The sequence below is a fragment of the Nocardia sp. NPDC051030 genome (genome assembly GCF_040683015.1).
GTDB lineage: Bacteria > Actinomycetota > Actinomycetes > Mycobacteriales > Mycobacteriaceae > Nocardia.
In genome coordinates this window covers 87,226-109,428 of the sequence record NZ_JBFBCD010000007.1, presented here as the reverse complement: position 1 = coordinate 109,428, position 22,203 = coordinate 87,226, and the positions used below count along the sequence as shown (strand labels likewise).

Here is a 22,203-nt window from a genome sequence, read left to right as displayed (position 1 = left end):
GCCTCGGAGCAGGTGCGGTCGCGAGCCATTGCGCGCGAGTCAGGAGCGGGAGAAGGCGGCGGCGTGTTCGCGAACCCACTGTTCGAAGCTGCGGGCGGTGGTGCCGAGCACGGATTCGGCGGTGTCGCCGACGGTTTCGGGGTGTGCGGTGGCGGCGGCCCAGAAGTCGAGCAGGCCGTCGGCCATATCGGCGGGCATGTGCTGGGACATCTGGGCGAGCTGTTCGGCGTGGGTGATGTGCACCAGGGGGATATCGCGGCCGAGGACATCGGAGACGATGGCGAGCTGCTCGCGGAAGGTGAGGGCTTGCGGGCCGGTGAGATTGAAGGTGCGGCCACGCACAGCGGTGGCGCCGGTGAGGGCGGCGATGGCGATATCGGCGATATCCGCGGTGTGGATCGGGGTGATCCCGGCGTCCGGGTAGGCGAGCTGGATAGGCAGATCGTGGCTGATGAAGTAGGCCCAGCCGAAGGTATTGCTGGCGAATGCGCCGGGGCGCAGCACGGTCGTGGTGAGATCCGATGCGGCGAGGGCGTTCTCGACGGCAAGGTGGTGCCCGCCGATCGAGTCGTCGGTGGCGTCCGCGTCGAGCACCGAGGATGAGGAGATGAGCACGATGTGCTCGACTCCCGCCGCCTGAGCGGTGGCGATGAAGGCGTCGATGGCGGCGGGTTCGGCGTAGAGGAGCACCTGTGTGACGCCCTTCAGGGCGGCATCGAAGGTCTCGGGGGCGTCCAGGCGCAGTTCGGCGGTGTCGACTCCGGCCGGGACGGTGAGGGCGGAGGGATCGGCGCTGGCGGCGCGGACCGGGAGGCCGTCGTCGTGCAGTCGGGCGATGACCGCCTGGCCGATCTTGCCGCGAGCGCCGGTGATGAGCGTGGTCATGGTGTTCTCCGTTCGAGCAGATTATGTGTTGCTGTGCAGATATATGCTCGCATGCACACGATTGCGTGTCAACACATGTATTCGTATGAGCATGGATATACGATGTGCACATGACTCCCAAGGACTTGCGGAAAGCCGATGACCTGCTGAATGCGGTCGGCCCCGCCTTCGGCAAGCTGCGGCGCACCGCGCTGCTGGAGGTCGAAAACCCCATCTCCTCCAAGGATCTGAACCGCACCCTGGTGCTCAATATGGTCCTGGAGGAGGGCAGGAAATCCGAGGTGACCGTCGGCATGATCGCGGAGTTGTGCGGCGTCGACCCCTCGGTGGCCAGCCGCATGGTCAGCGACATCATCAAGGCCGGATACCTGCGGCGCGCGGCCTCCCAGCAAGACGGCCGCCGCTCGGTCCTGGAACTCAGTCCCGAGGGTATCGAGTTCATGGCCCGCTACCGCAAACACCAGCGCGACGCCTACGACTACATCACCGCCGACTGGTCCGAGCACGACCGTCTCGAATTCGCCCGCCTGATGCTCCAATACGTCGATTCCCTCGAAGGATTGAAGGAGCGCGGCCTGGCCAAGGACGCCTGACGCCCGAATAATCCCGTGCGTCGACCTGGGCGCTGCACCTACCGTGTTGGACAGTCAAAAGGAAGGACAGTCCAATGTTTCCCGTCGAGCTGCGCGGAACTCGAGCGCAGACGCTCATGTGGGCCCACGAGCATGAAGTCGAGGCGGCCGCGCTGCAACAGCTGCGGAATATCGCCCGGCTGGAATGGGTCTACGGCGTGCGGGTGATGCCGGACGTGCACCTCGGTAAGGGGGCGACCGTCGGGTCGGTCATCGCGATGAAGGATGCGGTGTCGCCGGCGGCCGTGGGGGTCGATATCGGGTGTGGGATGGAAGCGGTGCGGACCTCGCTGACCGCGTCCGATCTGCCCGACAATCTGCATTCGATGCGGTCACGGATCGAGGCGGCCGTGCCGGTGGGCTTCGCGTCGCACGATGATCCGGTGAACGTGAACCGGCTCAATGCCGAGATCTCCGGGCAGCGCGCGGCGGGCACCACGCTGCGTGCGGGCTGGGAGAAGTTCTGGAAGGCATTCGACGCACTGGATCCGGCCGTGCATTCGCGGGAATCCAAGGCGCACAAGCAGATGGGAACCCTTGGCGGAGGTAATCACTTCTGCGAGGTTTGTCTGGATTCTGAACAGCGCGTATGGATTCTGCTGCACTCCGGAAGCCGGAATATCGGTAAGGAACTCGCCGAGCGGCACATGTCGGTCGCGCGGGCGCTGCCGCATAATCAGGACCTGCCGGATAAGGATCTGGCGGTATTCCTGTCCGGGACACCGGAAATGGATTCCTACCGCCGGGATCTGACCTGGGCGCAGGAGTACGCGGCCCGCAATCGCGCGGTCATGCTGGCGCTGGTCTGCAAGGCGGTGCGCGACGAATTCGCCGGAATTACCGTCGATTTCGACGACACCATCTCCTGCCACCACAACTATGTGGCGGAGGAGGTCATCGACGGTATGCCCATGCTGGTGACCCGTAAGGGGGCGGTGCGGGCGGGTGCGGGTGATCTGGCGCTGATCCCGGGATCCATGGGGACGCGCTCGTATGTGGTGCGCGGCAAGGGGAATCCGCTGTCGTTCCAGTCCGCGTCGCACGGTGCGGGCCGCCGCATGAGCCGTAATGCGGCCAAGCGGCAGTTCACCGTGGCGGACCTGATCGCCCAGACCGAGGGTGTGGAGTCGCGTAAGGACGCCGGGGTGGTCGATGAGATCCCCGCGGCGTACAAGGACATCGATCAGGTCATCGCTGCCCAGAGCGATCTGGTGGATATTGTCGCGACACTTCGTCAGGTGCTGTGTGTGAAGGGTTGATTTGCGGTTGATTCCGGGCCGGGGTCAGCGGCGGCGCAGTGTCGTCGCTACCCCGGCTCCGATCAGGAGGATGCCGACGATCAGCGGGAATCCCGTTTGCAGCCATTCGAACAGGGCCACGTGCATCTCGTCGGAGACGAGCGGGAGATTGCCGATCAATCGGAAGGTGTCGTGCGGGAAGATCAGGTGGATGATTCCGGGGAGGACTCCCCAGACCAGACCCGCGATGATGGTGCCCGCCGCTGAATAGCCGGCCAGTACCGCGACCAAGAGGAAGAGTGCCGCGGCGACGAGGATCTGGAAGGCGGAGCCGAGGCGGTCCGCGAAGTCGCCGAGAATGATCCATTGTTTGGTGCCCGCTGCCCCGCGTGCGGCGAGGGCGATCCCGATCGGGGTCACCACCAGCCCCACCAATGTGCCGGTCACCGTGCGAGAAACTGTTCCACTACTTCGGAATTGCGCCCCAGGTGGAGTCCACCCCGTGGGCGACGGAAACTTCTCCGGCATTGCCGTCATCCCTTTGTTCCCCCGGGACGCCCTTCGTTCCCGGTACTTTATTGTCCGCTCCGATCCGGCGCTTCGGGTGATCTTGACCGCACCGCAATCAAGGCGCGCTCCGCAGGTCACGCAACATCCGACAGTCCGGACAAATCGCCGCTACCACGGTGTGTTGCGGTGCGAAGTTGGATGGCGAGGGTCGACTGTCGGTCCGGTGGGGCACGATGGACCGCGTGACTTCCACCGACCCGCAGACCCAGACCGCAGCTCTGCCGACCGATTCCGCAGCCGCGCCGAGCCTGCGCGATGCGGCCGAACAGCTACTGCGGGAACTGGCCGGGCCGGGTGCGCGGCTGCGGGAGGATCAGTGGACCGCCATCGAGGCGCTCGTGGTGCAGCGGCGGCGTGCCCTGGTGGTGCAGCGCACCGGCTGGGGTAAGTCCGCGGTCTACTTCATCTCGGCCAAGCTGCTGCGCGCGGCGGGGCGCGGGCCCACGGTGATCGTGTCGCCGCTGTTGGCGCTCATGCGCAACCAGGTGGCGGCGGCGGAACGCGCGGGAGTCGTTGCGGCGACCATCAATTCGGGCAATGTCACCGAATGGGATGATATTCACGCGCAGGTGGCGGCGGGCGATGTCGATGTCTTGCTGGTCAGCCCGGAACGGCTGAACAATCCGGACTTCCGGGATTCGGTGCTGCCCAAGCTGGCCGCCGACGCGGGCCTGGTCGTGATCGACGAGGCGCACTGCGTTTCGGACTGGGGCCACGATTTCCGCCCGGACTACCGGCGGATCCGCACCCTCATCGCCGATCTCGGCTCGGACGTCCCGGTGCTGGCCACCACGGCCACCGCCAATGACCGCGTGGTCACCGATGTGGCGACCCAGATCGGCACCGACACCCTGGTTTTGCGCGGCACCCTCGATCGCGAATCCCTGCACCTGTCGGTGGTGCAGATTCCGGATGCGGTCGAGCGGACGGCCTGGTTGAGCAAGCGGCTGGGCGAACTGCCGGGCTCCGGCATCGTCTACGCGCTCACCGTGGCGGCCGCGAATGATCTGGCCGATGTGCTGAATTCGCACGGCCACACCGTGGCTGCCTACACCGGTCAGACGGACCCGAGCGAGCGCGAGGCGCTCGAACAGGGCCTGCTGAACAATGAGGTGAAGGCGCTCATCGCCACCTCCGCGCTGGGCATGGGTTTCGACAAGCCCGATCTCGGTTTCGTGGTGCACGTCGGTGCGCCGTCCTCACCGATCTCCTACTACCAGCAGGTCGGTCGTGCGGGTCGTGGCACCGAACGCGCCGAGGTCGTGCTGCTGCCCGGTCCGGAAGACCGCAGGATCTGGAGTTACTTCGCGTCCGTGGCCTTTCCGCGCGAACACATTGTTCGCTCGGTGCTGGATGCGCTGGATCATGATCGCCCGTTGTCCACCGCTGCCCTGGAGCCCCTGGTGGAGCTCAATCGCTCCCGACTGGAGATGGTGCTCAAGGTGCTCGATGTGGACGGTGCCGTGCAGCGGGTGCGCGGCGGCTGGCTGGTCACGGGTCAGCCCTGGGAGTACGACACCGAACGCTACGAACGCCTTTCGGTGGCCCGCGAGGCCGAACAGCAGGCGATGATCGACTACCAGTCCACCACCGCATGCCGGATGAACTTCCTGCGCCACCAGCTCGACGATCCGGGCCTGGCCGCCGATGCCCCCGGCTGCGGGCGCTGCGACAACTGCACCGGGACCCGCGCCGACACCACCGTGGATACCGCCGATCTCACCGCCATCCGCGCTCGCCTGGACCGGCCGGGCATCGACCTCGCGCCGCGTAAGCAGTGGCCGACCGGCATGGCGAAAATGGGAATCTCGCTGTCCGGCAAGATTACCGGCGGTGCGGAGACCGGCCGGGTGCTGGGCCGTTTGAGCAATCTGGGCTGGGGTCAGCGCCTGCGCGCCATCCTGGACGGCCCGGATGCCCCGGTGCCCGATGAGGTCTTCCAGGCCTGCACAACCGTTCTCCGCGAATGGAATTGGTCCCAGCGGCCTACCGCCGTCATGGTTCTGGACACGCCCCGCCACCGACTGCTGACGACTTCCCTGGCGGCCCGCCTCGCCCAGGTCGGCAAGCTCCAGGATCTCGGCATCCTGCAGCTGCGCCCCGATGTGCCCCCGCCCTCGGCCGTCAATTCCGCCCACCGTGTCGCCGCGCTGCACAATGCCTGGGAGACACCGGATCTCACCGCCGTGGACGGACCCATCCTGCTCGTGGACGCCCTCTCCGACACCGGCTGGACCTTCACCATGGCCGCCCGCGCGCTACGTGCCGCCGGGGCGGACGCAGTGCTCCCATTCGCCCTGGCCACCCCCTCCTGACGGCCGCGGCCACTACTTCGCCTGAAGGAGATGCCGATCGCCGGTCAGGTCAGGGTTCGACGAAATCCGCTGCGAGGGAACAGAGTTTCCAGGAGCCGTCGCGGCGGACCATATTGCCGGTGTAGTCGATGTCCTTGAAGTACTGGCGGTACTTCTCGGGGACATTGGTGAAGGCTTCGTGGAAGACGAAGGTGGCGGTATTGGGGTCGGATTGGGTGACGCCGGTGACGGTATTGGTGTATCCGGCGTTCTTGACCTCCGACCCGAGGCCCTTGTCGAATTGGGGCGTGTAGCCGAAGACGATTTCGTCTATGGCGTCGGCGTTCTCGGGGCAGACCAGGGAGCGGAAGCCCTCCCAGTCGCGGGCATTGGAGGTGGCGGCCACGGCCTTGGTGGTGCTGATCAGCTGCGGGTCCAGGGTGGTGGGGTCGCCGGGTTCGACGGCCTTGTCCGGGGCATTGAAGACGACGGGGGCGGCCAGGGGCTTGTAGCCACCGGCGGTCAGGTTGGTCTCCATGGACTTTCGCCAGCTGCCGTCGTCGATCATCATGCGAATGATCGCGGTGATCCGGCCCTGCAGGTCGAGATCGCCCTTGCGGATGCCGACGCCGTAGCGCTCGCGGGTGAAGCGGTGACCGGCCACCTTCAGGGTGCCGGGGTGTTCGTGGGCGTATCCGGCGAGGATGACATCGTCGGTGGTGACGGCGTCGACCGTGCCGGTGAGCAGGTCGGCGACGCACTGCGCGTAGGTGTCGCGGGTGGTGAGCTGCACGCCGTAGGCGAAGCTGCGGCGGATCTTCTCGGCGGAGGTGGAGCCCTCGGCGGTGCATACGGTGCGGCCATTGAGATCCTCGGGCCGGTCGATGCCGCGTTCGCTCTGCCGCACCAGCAGGTCCTGTCCGGCCATGAGGTAGGGCCCGGCGAACGAGACGAGCTGCTGCCGCCCGGCGGTGATGGAGTACGAGGCCACGACGAAATCGACTGTGCCCGAGTTCAAGAGGTCTTCGCGCTGCTCGGATCTGGCCTCGCGCCACGTGATGTGATCGGGGGTGACGCCGAGCTTCCCGGCAATGTAGACGGCGGTGTCCACATCGAAGCCCTGCGGTTTGCCGTCCGCCCCGCGGGTGGACAGCCCGGGCTGGTCGAATTTGATGCCGATGGTGAGCGTCCGCGGCGGCGGTGCGGGCGGTCCGGCGTCGGGTTCGGTGTCTCGTGCACAGGCGGCCAGTGTCAGACCGGCCGCGACGGCGGCCACGCGGATCGCACGCTTCATCGAGCCTGATCTCCTGTCGTCATATTTGCGGGGAAGAACAGCTCCGGGCCGTAATCACCGAAGGCAACCTGTCAGCACACCGAGCATCAAATCACCAGAGCGCGGAAAATATGTGCACATCGCCGAACTACTAGGGCGATTTGTGAATTGCTCCAATGCTCCGCAATATTTCAGCGATCTTTGCTAGAGCTTTGCGACAGCGCTATCGGGTGCGGAGTCCGTCGGTCATGACGGCGAAGGTCCGGGCCAGTAGCCCGGAATCGGCATTGCTGGTGTGGGCGGCCAGGAACAGGCCCTTCAGAATCGCCACGAGATCGTCGACGCCGATATCGTCGCGCACCGCGCCCGCCCGCTGGGCGCGTGAAAGCAATTCGCCGATCGCCTTTTTCAGCTGCTGGGACGGCCCGGCGTAGACATCGTGTCCCTGGGGGCCGAGGGCATCGGCCAGGTCCCGCTTGACCCCGCCGTCTTCGACCATTCGTTGCAGGAAGTCGAAGAACACCGCGCCCGCGTCCTCGGCGGTCGCCGCGTCGCGGGCGTGGGTGGTCATTTTCTCGACCCGGTCCAGGATGGCGGCCTCGAACAGCGCCTCCTTGGTGGGGAAGTGCCTGTACACGGTGCCCGCGCCGACGCCCGCGCGCCGGGCGATCTCGTCCAGGGGTACCGAAATCCCCTCGGCGGCAAAGGCTTCCTGCGCGGCGGCCAGGACGCGCTCGCGATTGCGGCGGGCGTCGGCGCGCAGGGGGCGATCGGTCACGTTCGCAGCCTACCCGCCCATTGACAATCGGAACGTGCGCCCCGGATACTTAGCGGGCTATACGTTCCGTTTTAGGAGGCGTTATGTCCACATCCCTCGAAACCCCTCGTGACCTGGTGGAACGGCTGTTCCTCGGCCTACCCGCCCGCGATGCTGATGCGTTCGCCGCACTGATGGCCCCGGATGCCGTCTTCGAGATCCCCTTCCCCATTCCCGGCCTGCCGGACCGGCTCGAGGGGCGCGAGGAGATCCGCGCGCTCCTGGCCAAGCGCTGGTCCGGAATGTCCGGCGTCGAGGTGTACGGCATCCGCCCGACCATCCACGAGACCGCCGATCCGGAGGTCTTCCTTGTCGAGAACGACGTCGAGCTGTCCTATCCGGGCACGGAGCGCGCCTGGATTCGCACCTCTGTCAACGTGATTCGAGTACAGAACGGCCTGGTGACGCTGTTCCGCGACTACATGGACACCGCCCGGATCGCCGCGCTGGCGCAGCCGCAGCCATCGGCGTGAAAGCCGTCACCACCGCATCGCAAGCTAGGCCGAGGAAGGCGATTCAACTCGATTCGCCGACGCTGTCGCCGCTGCTCAAGCGGCTCGAGGCCGCCGGGCTCATCACCTGGCGGCGCGACAGCCACGATGAGCGCAATGGGTTCGCAATGATCTCACCGGAAAGTATGCCTTCCCAAGGCATCTCATTCGCGGCCTGTTCCCGATGACCCCGATCTTCGCCGCATTCCTGCTGTTCCCGGGCGAACTCTGGCTGCGCGGCGCAATGATCCTGCTGGCATTCCTGCTGGCGGTCTTCTACATCGTCGCCTACATGCCGATGAACCGTGCTCATCGCCTCGCGAAACATGGCTTCCCGCAAGACTTGGAGAGCCCGGCCCGAGCCACCCGACGTGCCGCCGAACGTGCCGCTTATGAGGCCCGCTACCAGCGCTAGTCGGGAACGTCAGTTCGCGGGAGTCCAGTCGCGGACGAGATTCAGCAGGCCTGGGAAGCGGGCATCGAGGTCTTCGGTACGGACTCGGCTGCGGCGTTCCAGGCCGTACTGCTGCTGGCGGGTGACGCCGGCCTCGCGGAGCACCCGGAAGTGATGGGTCAGCGTGGATTTCGGGCGGTCGATGCCGAACCAGCTGCATGAGCGGTCGGTGTCGGGGGATTCGAGCAGCAATTTCTGGACCATGCCGAGGCGTAGGGGATCGCTCAGTACGCCGAGGACATCCTCCAGGCGCAGGTCGGCGCGGGCGGGCTCGGGGAGCGTGGTCGCCGGGCTGTCCGTGGAAGTCATCGAGTCTCCTGTGATTCGCGGCCGCCTAGTACGAGTCTTATCGTACTAGATGCTAAGTTCGACTCTTGTCGTAGTAGTACGAGAAAAGTCGAACTAGTGGAGGATGCGATGGCGACACTGATGGCGCGGCCCGGAACCGCGCGATCGACGGGGACCGCCACGGTGTGGCTGGCGGCCTGGCCGGTGCTCGCGGTATTCGTGCTGTCGAACGCGCCGACGCCGCTGTATGTGGTGTGGCAGGGCGAGCTCGGCTTCTCGTCGGGCACATTGACGGCCGTATTCGCCTGTTACATAGTCGGTTTGCTGGGTGCGCTGCTGGTCGCGGGCGTGTTGTCGGACCGGATCGGCCGCAAGCCGGTGCTGCTGCCCGCGGTGGTGCTGGCGATGATCGCGTGCGTCCTGTTCGCCACCGCGGGCTCGGTGGCGGTGCTGGCGGTCGCACGCCTGCTCACCGGCATAGCGGTCGGCGCGACCGTATCGGCGGGCATGGCGGCGGTGACCGATATCGGCGGGCCGGAGCGGAAACGGCTTGCCGCACTGGCGGCTTCGTCGGCGATGGTGCTGGGGGCGGGGTTCGGTCCGCTGCTGGCGGGGCTGTTGTCGGAGACGCTGCCCGCGCCGACCGTCACCATATTCGTGGTCGAGATCGTCTTGCTGGCTTCGGCTTTCGCGGTGGTGGTGCGGTTGGATCTGCCGAAGGGGCCGGGCGGACGCGGCCCCTGGATTCGGATTCCGGCGGTGGCTCCGGGCGGGCGGACCGCCGTGCTGCTCGGAATTGCCGTGTTCGCGCCGGGGATCACCGCGACCTCGTTCGTGTTGTCGCTGGGCCCGTCGCTGTTGTCGTCGCTGCTCGGGGCCGGTAATCGGATTGTCGCGGGTGGGCTGGCCTTCGTCATGTTCCTGGGCGCGACCGGAATTCAGTTCGCGGTCAGCCGCCTGCGGTTGCGCACGATTCTGCTCGGCGGAGCCGCGGCGACGGCGCTGAGCATGATCACCCTGGTGTCGGCGCTGCGGCTGTCGTCGTTCGTGCTGTTCGGGGTGGCCGCGATCCTCGCCGGAATCGGGCAGGGGATGGGGCAGTTCGGTGGTCTCACCGCGATCAGTGCGAGTGTGTCCGCGGATCGGCTGGCCGAGGCGAATGCCGCGCAGAATGTCGGCGGTTATCTACCGGCCGCGGTACTGCCGCTGTCGGCGGGATTCCTCAGTGACGCAGTCGGTTTGACGACGGGCGCGACGACCTTCGCGGGTGTGGTCGGGGCCGCGGCGGTGGTCGGCGCGCTGATAGTCCGCGTCCGGGCCGCCACCGTGGATTCCCCTCGGTGAGATTCGGGCTACTGCACGTTCACGGTGCAGGCAGAGGCGACTACGCGGGCGGCGCGGGGGCTGGCGCTGCCGAGGTCGGGGAAGGCTGGGGTGCTTTCGCCGAGGCCCGCCACGGCGGCTCCCTCGGCCTCCTCGCGGGAGCCCGCGGCGGCCCAGCCCCAATTGCCGTCCGCGCCTTGGGCTATGGCGGCGCAGCCGTCATTGAAGCGGAAGACGATTTCGCAGTCGTAGTAGCCGCAGTCGCGGATGGCGGCGGCATCGGCCTGGACCTTGCTCCCGCCGTCGGCGGAGACCACCGCGGAGTTCTTGAGCTTGGAGACCGCGATGGTGCCGAAGTACTGCCCTGCGGCCGCCGCGTTCCCGGCGGTGGCGACCGTGCAGACGGCGGCCATGGCCGCGGTGAGGGTGGCGATGCGTGCTACCGACAAGAGAACCCCCAACATTTCAGACAATGCGAACCTGCCCGATGCTAGACGGTGATCGTTTACGCGCGGAGGGCTTTCGGCTGGGATTTGGCTGAGAGCTCGGCGACGAGTTGGTGAACAGCGCCTACGAGACGCCGGTGCGGGTGAGGGCCTTGCGCAGGGCGGTGAAGGCGGATGCGTTGGCCTGCTGGGTTTCCGGGAGGTGGAAGGCCATGGACATGAAGCCGTGGACCGTGCCGTTCCAGCGGTGGATCTCCACGGGCACGCCCGCGTCGCGCAGCAGCCCGCCGTAGACCTCACCCTCGTTGCGCAGCGGATCGAATTCGGCCGTGGCGATATGGGCGGCCGGGAGGCCGGTGAGTTCGGCGAGGAGGGGATTGGCGTAGGGGTCGGACCTGTCGGCGTCCGTGATCAGATACTGCTGCCAGTACCAGCGCATGTGGGCCGCGGTGGTGAAGTAGCCCTCGGCGTTCTCGGTGTAGGACGCGCTGTCGCAGGCGGGATCCAGCATGGGGTACAGGAGCAGCTGGAAGGCGATATCGGGCCCGCCATTGTCGCGGGCCTGAATGGCGGCGACGGTGGCGAGATTGCCGCCCGCGCTGTCTCCGGCCACGGCGAGGCGGGCCGGGTCGCCGCCGAGGGATTCGGCATTGTCGGCGACCCAGCGCAGTACCGCGTAGGCGTCGTGGGCGGCGGCGGGGAAGCGGGCGTCGGGGGCGCGGCGGTAATCCACCGAAATCACGATCACCCCGGCCTCGTTCGCCATGAGGCGGCAGAACCGGTCATGGCTGTCGAGGCTGCACAGGACAAACCCTCCGCCGTGATAGAAGACCACCACGCCGGGTGTCGGCTCGGCGTCGAGTGGGCGGTAGAGCCGGACGGGCACCTCGGGTGCGTCCTCGGGTCCGGGGACCAGCCATTCCTCGACCGCCGCAACGGGAATCGGTACGACGGCGGGGGCGGAACGGGCGGCGAGGAAGGCCCGCGCCTCCGCCGCGTCGAGCACCTCGGTGCCGAGGGCGGGGAACGCGGCGGTGGCGGCGTCCACGAAGGACTGCCATTCGGGTGCCAGGGGCATTGCGGGCCTTCCTTGAAAACTGTGCTGTTACTGCATATCTCGCGGGATGAACTTGCCCGCGGCGAGACCGCCGTCGACGGCGACTTCGGCGCCGGTGATGTAGGCGGCGGCATCGGAGGCCAGGAAGGCGACCAGTTCGGCGACCTCCTCGGGCAGGCCGGTGCGCTCGAGGGGAAGGGTCGGGAAGCTGCCCGGGCCGGTGGTCAGATAGGGGACCATCGGGGTGGCGATCGGGCCGGGGTACACCGAGTTGACCCGGATCTGGTTCGGGCCGAGTTCCAGTGCGGCGTAACGGCTCAGGCCGCGCAGGCCCCACTTGGAGGAGCCGTAGGCGGAGTGGTTCGAGAGCCCCTCCAGGCCGGACTGTGAGGAGATATTGACGATCGAGCCGCTCCCGGCCTCGATCATGGCCGGGACGACGGCCTTGATGCCGTGGTACGGGCCGATCAGGTTGACCTGCATGATCCGTTCCAGCTCGTCGGCGCTGGTCTCCACGAGTGGCTTCATCAGGTAGATGGCGGCATTGTTGACCAGGACGTTCAGCGTGCCGAAGGCCGCGAGGCCCGCGGCTACCGCGGCATCCCAGCTCTCGGGGTCGGTGACGTCGTGGCGGACGAAAAGGGCGGCGTCGCCGAGGGATTCGGCGAGTTCCTTGCCCTCGGTCTCCAGCACGTCGGTGATGATCACCTTCGCGCCGCGCTCGACGAACAGTCGCGCCTCGGCGGCACCCTGGCCGCGCGCGGCACCGGTGATCAGGGCGACTTTGCCTGTCAGATCAGCCATTTCGATTCCTTCTACTTGTTGCGACGGTGCTATTTGGTCCGGCTTTGAAAATGGGGAATGACCTTCTCGCCCCACTGACGAATGGTTTCCAGGCACGCCTCTTGCGGCACGGTGCCCATTTGGATGAGGCATAGGATCTCGTCCGCGCCCGCTTCCTGAAGGCGTTCCACGTACGCGATGGCGTCGTCGGCATTGCCGTAGGCGTGCTCGGTATTGAAGATGGCGGTGGAGCCGGACTTCACCGGGATCTTGGCTTCGTGCAGGTAGGCGACGTGTTCCTCGGCCGCCTGCTTGATCTTGGCGACCTCGTCGACGGTGGGATCCACGGCCTCGTCCGGCACCGGCCCGGCACCGTAGTAGTGCTTGATGGCCTGGGCGAAGAACCGCTGCCCGCGCGCGCCGATCTGCTGCGCGCGTTCCCGGTCGTCCAGCACGATGGTCGGGCACAGGGCCGCGAAGTGATCATTGACGACGGTGGAGACGAATCGTTCCCCGGTGCGTTCGGCAATGGCCGCGTCGTAGATGCCGCGCAGTTCCGCGATTTCCTCGACACCCGCGAAACCCAGTACCAGCGCGCCGATTCCGTAGTCGGCGGCCAGCTTCAGGGTGTCTTTCTTGGTGCAGGCCATGAACAGCGGCGGATGCGGACGCTGCACCGGACGCGGCAGCAGATGATGGGGTGAGATATCCAAAAGCTCACCGTGGTACTCGAATTCGGCTTCCGGATCCTGCCATGCGGCGGCGATCATGCGCAGTGATTCCTCGACCTCCCGATAGGTTCGGTCGGGATCGACTCCGCACATGGAGGTTTCGACGGTGGTCGCGCCACGGCCCGCGCCCAGGTTCAAGCGCCCGCCCGAGAGCACGTCGAGCATGGCGGCGCGTTCGGCGGCCCGCACCGGATGATTGAAGTTGAACGGCATGCACACCACGCCGTGGCCGATGCGAATCCGCGAGGTCTTGGCGGCCACCCAGGTCAGGAAGATCTCCGGCGCGCTCATATGCGCGTACCACTTGAGCCCGTGGTGCTCGACCGCCCAGACGGTGTCGAAGCCGACCTCGTCCGCCAGCACCGCCTGTTCGACGGAGTCGCGCAGGACTCGAGCTTCGTGCTCGGCGGTGGGGTCGGTCATCTGCGCTTCGAAGATCATCGAGAACTTCATTCGGACTCCTTGCCGCCTGGTTCCCGCCCTCGCGGGCGCTTATGCCTAACCGGAATACTTCTGGACTCAAACCCTCAGGTCATTCGGATGTCTCAGTGGCCGGGACCACACGGTGCCGCTGCTCACCCCCCGCCTTAGCGTCGGTTCAAACGCTGAGGAAGGACGGGAACCGGTGGGACAGCTGGACGGGAAGGTCGCATTCGTCACGGGCGGTGCGCGGGGCATGGGTGCGGAGCATGTGCGGCGCTTCGTCGCGGCGGGTGCACGTGTGGTGTTCGGCGATGTGCTCGATGAGGAGGGCAAGGCCCTGGCCGCCGAGATCGGCGACGCCGCCCACTTCGTGCACCACGATGTCACCAGTGAAAGTGACTGGCAGGCAGCGGTTTCCGAGACGGTCGCCCGCTATGGGCGGCTGGACATCCTGGTCAATAACGCGGGCATCCTGCGGTTCAAGCCCATCGTGGACATGAGCCTGGACGAGTTCAACACCATCATGGCCATCAATGTGACCGGCTCCTGGCTGGGCATCAAGACGGTCGCGCCCGCCCTGATCGCGGCCGGTGGGGGATCCATTGTCAATGTGTCCTCGGTCGAGGGCTTCGTCGGCGCGTCCGGCCTGGCCGCCTACAGCGCGAGCAAGTTCGCGCTGCGCGGTCTCACCAAGTCCGCCGCCCGGGAACTGGGGCACTCGGGTATCCGGGTGAACTCGATCCATCCGGGCGCCATCGCCACCCCGATGACCGCGTCCGTGGCGGGTGCGAGCGGGGTGGACGGCAACACCTTCTTTTCCGAACTGCCCATTCCGCGCTGGGGTCAGCCCGTCGAGGTCTCCGAGGTGGCGCTGTTCCTGGCGTCGGATGCCTCGAGCTACTGCACCGGCGGCGAATTCGTCGTCGACGGCGGCATGCTCACCAGTTGCGGCTACTAAGGACTTATTACATGGAATTCGAATTCGACGTCGTTGTCGTGGGTTCCGGCGCCGCGGGCATGACCGCCGCGCTGACCGCCGCCTACCGTGGCCTGTCGGTCACCCTGATCGAGAAGAGCCGACTGTTCGGCGGGTCCACCGCGCGTTCGGGCGGCGGCATCTGGATCCCGAACAATCCGGTGCTGAATGCGGCCGGTGTGCCGGACAGTCCCGAGATGGCCCGCACCTACCTGAAAGCCGTTGTCGGCGACCGGGTTCCGGAGGAGAAGCAGCGCGCATTCCTGGACAAGGGTCCGGAGATGATGTCCTACATCGGCGCTCGCTCCAAGCATTGGGAATTCGCTTACGACCGTGGCTATTCCGATTACCACCCGGAGTACCCGGGCGGCCTGGCGCAGGGTCGCAGCATCGAGCCCAAGCCGATCGACGGGCGACTGCTCGGCGGGGATCTGCACAAGATCAATCAGCCGACCATGTCCGCGCCCAAGGGCATTGCCATCACGGTCAAGGACTTCCACGACCTGAATATGATCGCGCGCACCTGGGCGGGCAAGAAGACCGCCATGAAGGTGGGTGCGCTCACCGCGCTGAACATGCTCAAGGGCGCGCTGCCGCTGAGCCTGGGCAAGGCGCTCGCCGCTCGGTTGTGGCTGTCGCTGCGCGATGCGGGCGTGCCGGTGTGGCTGAGCACGCCGCTGACCGAGTTGATCACCGAGGGCGACACCGTCGTCGGCGTGCGGGTCGAGCATGAGGGCCGTCCGGTCACCATCAAGGCGCGGCGCGGCGTGATCCTGGCCGCGGGCGGCTTCGAGCACAACCTGGAGATGCGCAAGCAGTACATCTCCGGGCCGCAGTCCACTGACTGGACCGTCGGCGCGGTCGAGAATGTCGGCGAGGGCATTGTGGCGGGCCAGAAGGTCGGCGGCGCGGTCGATCTCATGGATGACGCCTGGTGGGGTCCGTCGGTGCGCAGCCCCGAGAACCGGCCGCCGTTCTTCTGCCTGGCCGAGCGATCACAGCCGGGCGCGATCATGGTCAATGACAATGGCGAGCGCTTCGTCAACGAGTCCGCGCCGTACGTGAACGTCGTGCACAAGATGTACGAGATGGAAGCCGAAGGCGTGGGCAGCATTCCGGCGCACTTCATCTTCGATCAGAACTTCCGCGACCGGTACCTGTTCCTGGGCAACTTCCCCAAACGTGAACTGCCGCAGAGCTACTACGACTCGGGCATCATCAAGAAGGCCGACACGCTCGCCGAGCTGGCCGCCAAGCTGGGCATTCCGGCGGACAAGCTGGCCGCGACCGTGGAGCGTTTCAACGGGTTCGCCAAGCAGGGGCGCGACGAGGACTTCCAGCGCGGCGATTCCGCCTACGACCGGTACTACGGTGATCCGACCGTCAAGCCCAACCCGACCATTGCCCCGCTCGAGCGTGGCCCGTTCTACGCGGTCGAGATGGTGCCGGGCGATCTGGGCACCAAGGGCGGCCTCGTCACCGACGAGCATGCACGCGTGCTCAATGACCAGGGCGAGGTGATTCGCGGGCTCTACGCTGCGGGCAATAACTCCGCCGCGGTCATGGGCAATGACTACGCCGGTGCGGGCGCGACGATCGGACCCGCCATGACGTTCGGCTACATCGCCGCCAATCACCTGGCCGATCTGGAACCGGTTGCCGCGGAAGTGACTTCGGCCGATCCGGCTCCCGCCAAGCGGGCTCCCCGGCGTGCTGCCGCGCAGAATCAGGAGAAATGACATGGGACGTGTCGATACCAAGAACGTCATCATCACCGGCGGTGCGCGCGGCATGGGCGCGGCCTTCGCCCGCAGGCTTGCCGCCGAGGGTTCGAAGGTGGTGATCGCCGATGTCCTGCTCGAAGAAGGCACGAAGCTGGCCGCTGACATCGGTGAGAACGCGCTCTTCCTGCCCCTGGATGTGACCGACGAGGGTGCCTGGAACGAGGTCGTCGCCACGGCCGAGGCGAAGTTCGGTCCCGTCTCGGGCCTGGTCAACAATGCGGGCATCGTGCATGTGGACCCGATCGAGAAGCTCGCGGAAGCCGACTACCGCAAGGTCATCGACGTCAATCAGGTCGGCGTCTTCCTGGGTATGAAGGCCGTGATCGGTTCCATGCGCCGTGCGGGCGTCGGCTCGATCGTGAACATCTCCTCGACCGGCGGGCTGATCGGCTACTCGAACATCCTCGGCTATGTGGCGTCCAAGTGGGCGGTGCGCGGTATGAGCAAGACGGCCGCGCAGGAACTGGCCGTCGACAATATCCGCGTCAACTCGGTGCATCCCGGCATTATCGCCACCGAGATGACCGCGACTTCCGAACGCTCCCTTGCTATCGCGGCCACCCAGCCCATCGCTCGCCCGGGAACCCCGGAGGAACTCGCCAATCTGGTGCTGTTCCTCATCTCCGACGAATCCTCCTATAGCACCGGCGCGGAATTCATCGCCGACGGCGGCTTCACCACCCAGTAGTACCTCGCTGCGAGACAAGGAAATTGGCCACATGAAGGACTTCAACGGCAAGGTCGCCGTCATTACCGGTGCGGGTGCGGGCATCGGACGGGCCCTGGCCCTGGAACTGGCCCGCAATGGCGCGCAGCTGGCGCTGTCCGGCCGCACGCTCGAGAGCGTCGCCGAGACGGCGGCGCTGTGCGAGAAGGAGGGTGCGAAGGCCCGCGCCTACCAGCTGGACGTCTCGGACCGGGCTGCCGTCTACGCGCACGCCGACGAGGTGGTGGCCGATTTCGGCAAGGTCAATATCGTCATCAACAATGCCGGTGTCTCGCTGACCGCCAATGTCGAGGACGTGACCTGGGAAGATTTCGAGTGGATCTTCAATATCAACTTCTGGGGTACGGCGAACGGCACCAAGGCGTTCCTGCCGCACGTCATCGCCTCCGGTGACGGGCACATCGCCAATGTGTCCTCCATGTTCGGTCTGGTGGCCTGCCCGAGCCAGAGTGGTTACAGCTCTTCGAAGTACGCCATGCACGCGTTCACCGACGCGCTGCGCCAGGAGATGATCATCGCGGACAACAATGTCGGCGTCTCCAGCGTGCATCCGGGCATGATCAAGACCGAAATCGCCTGGAAGGCACGGGCTTCCGCCAATCGCGACCGGGATGCCCTGGCCGCCAACTTCGACCGTCTGGCTCAGGTCAGCCCGGAGAAGTGCGCGCAGGTCGTCCTGGACGGCATTCGAAAGAACAAGCCGCTCATCCTGATCGGCAAGGACGCCAAGGCCATGAACCTCATGCGCCGCCTGCTCGGCTCCGCCTACATGAAGCCGCTGACCGCCCAGATGCGCAAGGAACTTTGACCCGCCGCCCCACTCTTCGTCAACGGCCGCCCGCCGCGATCCGGGCAGCCCGACGACGACCGTAGCCCTGCACCCTCGGGTGCGGGGCTACCGCGCATCTGTATCGGTGGGCCGAGGGACCCGTGCTCGGCTAGGCCAGTTTGCGTAGCTGGTCCTTGAGGACCTTGCCGCTGGCATTGCGGGGGAGGGCTTCGGCGAAGACCACTTCGCGGGGGATTTTGTAGCCCGCGAGGCGGGTGCGGGACCACTCGATAATGGTGGTCGGATCGGCGGTGGCGGGATCCTGTGGCACCACCACCGCGCGGCCCACCTCGCCGAGCCGGTCGTCCGGGATGCCGATGACGGCCACATCGCGAATGTCGGGGTGTTGCAGGAGGACTCGTTCGATTTCGGCGGGGTAGGCATTGAAGCCACCGGAGATGTACATGTCCTTGAGGCGGTCGGTGATGCGGAGGTAGCCGCTCTCGTCGAGGGTGCCGATATCGCCGGTGTGCAGGTAGCCGTCGGGGTCTATGGCGGCGGCGGTGGCGTCGGGGTCGTCGAGATAGCCGCCCATGACATTGGGGCCCTTGACGGTGATTTCGCCGGGTTCGCCGGGCGCTACGGGTGCGCCGCTGCGGTCGACTATGCGAATCTGGGTGCCCGCGAGGGCTTTTCCGACGGTGCCCGCGACGAGTTCGGCGGGGGCGGCGGGCGGGCAGACCGAGACGACGCCGATGGATTCGGTGAGTCCGTAGGCGGTGAAGACGTAGGGGACGCGGAGGTCTTCGCGGATGCGTTCCACGAGTTCGGTGGGGATCGTCGCGCCGCCGGTGCCTGCCAGGCGCAGGGAGCCGAGCATGTAATCGCGGCGGCCGGTGCTCAGCAGATCGGTGAAAAGCGTTGGTGGGCCGATCAATACGGTGATTCGCTCGTGCTCGACCAGTTGTAGCGCCGTGTCGGGATCGAAGCGTTCCATCGGCACCATGGTGGCGGTGCACAGTAGGCAGGCGATGATCCCGGCCTTGTATCCCTGGGTGTGCGAGAACGGATTCACCAGCAGGTATCGGTCGCGTGGGCGCAGGGTCACCGCGTTCGCCCACAGCGCGAAGACCTCCAGGGTCTGCCGGTGGGTGGCGAGCACGCCCTTGGGCGCGCCGGTGGTACCGGAGGTGAAGAGGATGTCGCACACCGATTCCGGGTCGATGCCTTGGGTCCGCTCGCGTGCTTGTTCCGGCGGCACCACCGTGCCCGGCGCGAGGAATCCCGCCCAGGAACTGATGTCCCACTTGGCGGAACTGTCCCCGCGCGCATCATCCAGGAGGATCAGATGTTCCAGATCCGGTAGTGGATGGCCGGATTCGGCTAGCATCCGGGGATAGTCATTGCCCAGGAATTCCTGCACGGTGCACACCGCCTTGGCGTGACTGCGCGCCAGCACATCCGCGGCTTCGTGCCCGCGCAACCGCGTGCTGATCGGCACCAGAGTGGCTCCGGCTCCGAGCATTCCGAGCGCGCCCACAATCCACCGCACGCTATTGGGAGCCCACATCCCCACCCGGTCCCCGGACTCGATTCCGGAGGCGATGGCCGCGCGGGTCACCGCCGCCGCCTGCTCGGCCAATTCGGCGAAGGTCAGCCGCCCCATGGGCCCGGCAACTGCCACGGCGTCCGGGTAACGCCGCGCCCGGTCCGCAACCAGGGCCGGAATGGTCGAAATCGGTGCGGCCACCGGGTGCCCGCCGATGGACGCCGCGTGCCGCCGATCCATGCGCTTATCCTGCCCTACCGCCGCATACGAACTGCCGGTTTTATCCGTGCCATCCCAGTGACCGGGCGTGCCGTTTCGTGTCGCGGCGTGCCGGGGTTCCGCTCATTGGGATGCGGGTTGGGGGTGAGGGGGGTCACGCGGCAGGCTCGAAACATGCCCCCGAGGTGGGGCGCGGGATATGGCCCGGCAGCCGCTTTCGACGGCGGCGAGCGCTGGAGTGCGGATGAATCCAGGACATCGAAGGAGTGACATGACCGCGGGAGCGGAGCTTGCGCAGCGACCTGATGTGGCGGCCGACGCCGTGACCGTCGTGGAACTCGACGGCACCTGCGGGCTGTCGCGGGAGAAGATCGGCGGCAAGGCGTGGAGCATCGATCACATGCGGGCGCTCGGGCTGCCGGTGCCGCCCGCATTCGTGCTCACCACCGATGCCTGGGCCGACTACACCCGGCGGGGTGCGATCGCGGCCGAGATCTGGGAGCAGGTGCGGGCCGGGATCGCGGGAATCGAACGCGGCACCGGGCGGCGTTTCGGATCGGCCGATCGGCCGCTGCTGGTGTCGGTGCGCTCGGGCGCGGCGATCTCCATGCCCGGCATGATGGACACCGTCCTGAATCTCGGCATGACCGATGCGGTGCGGCAGGCGCTGGCGGACGAGACCCGGAATCCCGGCTACGCCGAGGACACTCGGTCGCGGTTCGTGCACCAGTACCGGGAGACCGTGCTCGGTGACGCCGCGGGCGAGGTGCCGGTGGATCCGTGGGATCAGCTGCGCGGGGCCATCGAAGCGGTGTTCCGGTCCTGGGATTCCGCGCGCGCCAAGACCTATCGCGCCAATCGTGGTGTGCCGGACACACTCGGCACCGCGGTGACCGTGCAGGCCATGGTGTTCGGCAATCTCGATGAATTGTCCGGCACCGGAGTGCTTTTCAGTCGTAACCCCAATACCGGCGACGGTCCCGTCTATGGCGAGTGGCTGGTCGGCGGGCAGGGCGAGGACGTGGTGTCCGGTCGCCTCACGCCGCGCCCGCTCGACGACCTGGCCGCCGCGCAGCCCGCGGTCCATGAGCGACTGATCGCCGCCACGCAGCTGCTCGAGCGCGATGGCCGCGATATGCAGGACATCGAGTTCACCGTCGAATCCGGCACGCTGTGGATGTTGCAGTCGCGAGCCGCCAAGCGTTCGGCGCGGGCCGCGGTGCGCACCGCCGTCGCCATGGTGGCCGAGGGTCTGATCGACACCGAGGAGGCGCTGGGCCGGATCACCGCCGATCAGGTGCGCGAGGTGCTGCGCCCGGCCTCCGGTGATACCGCCGGGCAGGAGCCCTTGGCGCGCGGCGAATCCGCGTGCCCCGGACTGGCTTCCGGTGTGGTCGTCACCGATCCCGACGAGGCCGAGGCCCGCGCGGAGGCCGGTGAGGATGTCATTCTGGTGCGCCCCACCACCAGTCCCGACGATCTGCACGGCATGATCGCCGCGCGCGCCATTGTTACCGAATTGGGTGGCACCACATCGCATGCCGCGCTGGTGAGCCGGGAGCTCGGCCGCCCGTGCGTGGTCGGCTGCGGGCCGGGTGTGGTGGCCGCGCTGGTCGGCAAGACCGTGACCGTGGATGGCGGGGCGGGTCTGGTGCTGGCGGGCGAGGTCACCGGCAAGCCGGTGGAGCAGGTCATTCTCGATGATGTGCGGCAGCTGGCCGAGTGGGCCGGTGCCGATGTGACGCAGGGGCCGGGCACGATCGGCGAACAGCTGACGGCTCGCCTCGAAGAGCGTGCCGGGTCGCCGGAAGACGGTGGGCAGGAAGGGGTTACAGAAGTGGATGCTCCCGTGACCGAACTGGCCGTGCTGCGCCTGGTCGGGATCAAGGGCCGGGTGAATGCCGATAATCTTGCGGCCAGCCTGTTCGCCGATACCGCCGAAATCGCTTCGTGCTGTGCGGATCTGGTGAATGCCGGGCTGTGCGCCACCACGCCCGCTGGATTCCGGCTCACCCCCGAGGGCCGTCCACGCCTGGCGGAGCTGCTCACGCAGGAGCGCGCCACCATCGATCATGCGGCCGTCACCGCGGCCTACGACGAATTCTGTGTCTTCAATGCCGATCTCAAGGTGATCATCACCGATTGGCAGATGAAGGACGCGGCCACCGTCAATGATCACGCCGACGCCGAATACGACGCCGCAGTGCTGGGCCGCCTCACCGCGACGCATGACCGGCTGCGCCCGCTGATCCAGCGTCTCGGGCAGCTCGCGCCCCGCCTGGTCCGCTACATCGATCGTCTCGACCGTGCCGTCGAGCGCATCGGCGAGGGCGACCACACCTATGTGGCCCGCCCGATCATGGACAGCTACCACACCGTGTGGTTCGAACTCCACGAAGACCTCATCGGGCTGTGCGGTCTCACCCGCGCCGAAGAGGCGGCGGCGGGCCGTGCCCACTAATCATGTGGAGACA

At 66.9% G+C, this 22,203-nt stretch carries 21 protein-coding genes and 1 pseudogene; 12 read left to right on the top strand and 10 right to left on the bottom strand.

The features are described 5' to 3' along the window. Nucleotides 1–39 precede the first annotated feature (39 nt). Entirely contained in the window at nt 40–885 is an 846-nt protein-coding gene (locus tag AB0N05_RS24125) for an NAD(P)H-binding protein (RefSeq protein WP_364698100.1), read from the bottom strand. Between the two features lie 110 nt (nt 886–995). Here AB0N05_RS24125 and AB0N05_RS24120 point away from each other — a divergent pair, with 110 nt between their 5' ends. Together AB0N05_RS24120 and AB0N05_RS24115 are read left to right on the top strand one after the other, a co-directional pair. Next, on the top strand, nt 996–1,478 hold the full coding sequence (locus tag AB0N05_RS24120; RefSeq protein WP_364698099.1) for a MarR family winged helix-turn-helix transcriptional regulator: 483 nt from the start codon (nt 996–998) through the stop codon (nt 1,476–1,478). 74 nt (nt 1,479–1,552) lie between these two features. Then, entirely contained in the window at nt 1,553–2,776 is a 1,224-nt protein-coding gene (locus AB0N05_RS24115) for an RtcB family protein (protein ID WP_364698098.1), read from the top strand. Between the two features lie 24 nt (nt 2,777–2,800). On the opposite strand, the gene AB0N05_RS24110 is transcribed toward AB0N05_RS24115, so the two are convergent. Next, on the bottom strand, nt 2,801–3,202 hold the full coding sequence (locus AB0N05_RS24110; protein WP_364698097.1) for a hypothetical protein: 402 nt from the start codon (nt 3,200–3,202) through the stop codon (nt 2,801–2,803). 296 nt (nt 3,203–3,498) lie between these two features. Between AB0N05_RS24110 and AB0N05_RS24105 the strand changes: the two genes are divergently transcribed. After that, the gene (locus tag AB0N05_RS24105; protein ID WP_364698096.1) at nt 3,499–5,640 is read left to right on the top strand and encodes a RecQ family ATP-dependent DNA helicase; all 2,142 of its coding nucleotides are present in this window, start codon (nt 3,499–3,501) and stop codon (nt 5,638–5,640) included. A 49-nt stretch (nt 5,641–5,689) separates the two neighbouring features. Here AB0N05_RS24105 and AB0N05_RS24100 read toward each other — a convergent pair whose 3' ends face one another. Then, the gene (locus tag AB0N05_RS24100) at nt 5,690–6,913 is read right to left on the bottom strand and encodes a glutamate ABC transporter substrate-binding protein (RefSeq protein WP_364698095.1); all 1,224 of its coding nucleotides are present in this window, start codon (nt 6,911–6,913) and stop codon (nt 5,690–5,692) included. Nucleotides 6,914–7,115: 202 nt separating this feature from the next. After that, nucleotides 7,116–7,670, bottom strand: a complete 555-nt coding sequence (locus AB0N05_RS24095; RefSeq protein WP_364698094.1) for a TetR/AcrR family transcriptional regulator — start codon at nt 7,668–7,670, stop codon at nt 7,116–7,118. 83 nt (nt 7,671–7,753) lie between these two features. Here AB0N05_RS24095 and AB0N05_RS24090 point away from each other — a divergent pair, with 83 nt between their 5' ends. The 3 genes and pseudogenes from AB0N05_RS24090 to AB0N05_RS24080 all read left to right on the top strand — a co-directional run bounded on the left by AB0N05_RS24090 (nt 7,754) and on the right by AB0N05_RS24080 (nt 8,615). After that, nucleotides 7,754–8,182: a nuclear transport factor 2 family protein gene (locus tag AB0N05_RS24090; RefSeq protein WP_364698093.1), complete on the top strand. Its 429-nt coding sequence runs from the start codon at nt 7,754–7,756 to the stop codon at nt 8,180–8,182. Nucleotides 8,183–8,220: 38 nt separating this feature from the next. Next, a pseudogene (locus tag AB0N05_RS24085) lies at nt 8,221–8,289 on the top strand (MarR family transcriptional regulator); the annotation flags it as partial. A 77-nt stretch (nt 8,290–8,366) separates the two neighbouring features. Continuing rightward, on the top strand, nt 8,367–8,615 hold the full coding sequence (locus AB0N05_RS24080) for a DUF5313 family protein (RefSeq protein WP_364698393.1): 249 nt from the start codon (nt 8,367–8,369) through the stop codon (nt 8,613–8,615). Between the two features lie 9 nt (nt 8,616–8,624). Here the strand turns inward: AB0N05_RS24080 and AB0N05_RS24075 are convergent, their stop codons facing one another. Then, the gene (locus tag AB0N05_RS24075; protein ID WP_364698092.1) at nt 8,625–8,963 is read right to left on the bottom strand and encodes an ArsR family transcriptional regulator; all 339 of its coding nucleotides are present in this window, start codon (nt 8,961–8,963) and stop codon (nt 8,625–8,627) included. Nucleotides 8,964–9,071: 108 nt separating this feature from the next. Here AB0N05_RS24075 and AB0N05_RS24070 point away from each other — a divergent pair, with 108 nt between their 5' ends. Continuing rightward, entirely contained in the window at nt 9,072–10,286 is a 1,215-nt protein-coding gene (locus AB0N05_RS24070) for an MFS transporter (protein ID WP_364698091.1), read from the top strand. An 8-nt stretch (nt 10,287–10,294) separates the two neighbouring features. Here the strand turns inward: AB0N05_RS24070 and AB0N05_RS24065 are convergent, their stop codons facing one another. From AB0N05_RS24065 to AB0N05_RS24050, 4 genes are all read right to left on the bottom strand, one after another. Beyond that, complete coding sequence (locus AB0N05_RS24065; RefSeq protein WP_364698090.1) at nt 10,295–10,714, bottom strand: DUF4189 domain-containing protein; 420 nt, start codon at nt 10,712–10,714, stop codon at nt 10,295–10,297. Between the two features lie 121 nt (nt 10,715–10,835). Beyond that, nucleotides 10,836–11,789 carry an alpha/beta hydrolase gene (locus AB0N05_RS24060; protein WP_364698089.1) on the bottom strand — a complete coding sequence of 318 codons (954 nt, stop codon included), beginning with the start codon at nt 11,787–11,789 and terminating at the stop codon, nt 10,836–10,838. Between the two features lie 27 nt (nt 11,790–11,816). After that, nucleotides 11,817–12,572, bottom strand: coding sequence for a glucose 1-dehydrogenase (locus AB0N05_RS24055; protein WP_364698088.1), 756 nt, complete (start codon nt 12,570–12,572; stop codon nt 11,817–11,819). 29 nt (nt 12,573–12,601) lie between these two features. Continuing rightward, nucleotides 12,602–13,735 carry an LLM class flavin-dependent oxidoreductase gene (locus tag AB0N05_RS24050; protein WP_364698087.1) on the bottom strand — a complete coding sequence of 378 codons (1,134 nt, stop codon included), beginning with the start codon at nt 13,733–13,735 and terminating at the stop codon, nt 12,602–12,604. Between the two features lie 172 nt (nt 13,736–13,907). On the opposite strand from AB0N05_RS24050, the gene AB0N05_RS24045 reads away from it, so the two are divergent. Genes AB0N05_RS24045 through AB0N05_RS24030 form a run of 4 tightly spaced genes read left to right on the top strand, consistent with a single transcriptional unit; the run spans nt 13,908 to nt 18,000 of the window. Further along, entirely contained in the window at nt 13,908–14,663 is a 756-nt protein-coding gene (locus AB0N05_RS24045; RefSeq protein WP_364698086.1) for a glucose 1-dehydrogenase, read from the top strand. An 11-nt stretch (nt 14,664–14,674) separates the two neighbouring features. Further along, a complete protein-coding gene (gene kstD, locus AB0N05_RS24040) occupies nt 14,675–16,420 on the top strand; it encodes a 3-oxosteroid 1-dehydrogenase (protein ID WP_364698085.1) in 1,746 nt (581 codons plus the stop codon). Between the two features lies 1 nt (nt 16,421). Then, the gene (locus tag AB0N05_RS24035) at nt 16,422–17,153 is read left to right on the top strand and encodes a glucose 1-dehydrogenase (protein ID WP_364698084.1); all 732 of its coding nucleotides are present in this window, start codon (nt 16,422–16,424) and stop codon (nt 17,151–17,153) included. 31 nt (nt 17,154–17,184) lie between these two features. After that, nucleotides 17,185–18,000, top strand: coding sequence for an SDR family NAD(P)-dependent oxidoreductase (locus AB0N05_RS24030; protein ID WP_364698083.1), 816 nt, complete (start codon nt 17,185–17,187; stop codon nt 17,998–18,000). A gap of 130 nt (nt 18,001–18,130) precedes the next feature. On the opposite strand, the gene AB0N05_RS24025 is transcribed toward AB0N05_RS24030, so the two are convergent. Next, complete coding sequence (locus AB0N05_RS24025) at nt 18,131–19,750, bottom strand: FadD3 family acyl-CoA ligase (RefSeq protein WP_364698082.1); 1,620 nt, start codon at nt 19,748–19,750, stop codon at nt 18,131–18,133. Nucleotides 19,751–20,000: 250 nt separating this feature from the next. Here AB0N05_RS24025 and AB0N05_RS24020 point away from each other — a divergent pair, with 250 nt between their 5' ends. Then, complete coding sequence (locus AB0N05_RS24020) at nt 20,001–22,190, top strand: pyruvate, phosphate dikinase (protein WP_364698081.1); 2,190 nt, start codon at nt 20,001–20,003, stop codon at nt 22,188–22,190. The last annotated feature ends 13 nt before the right edge of the window (nt 22,191–22,203 follow it).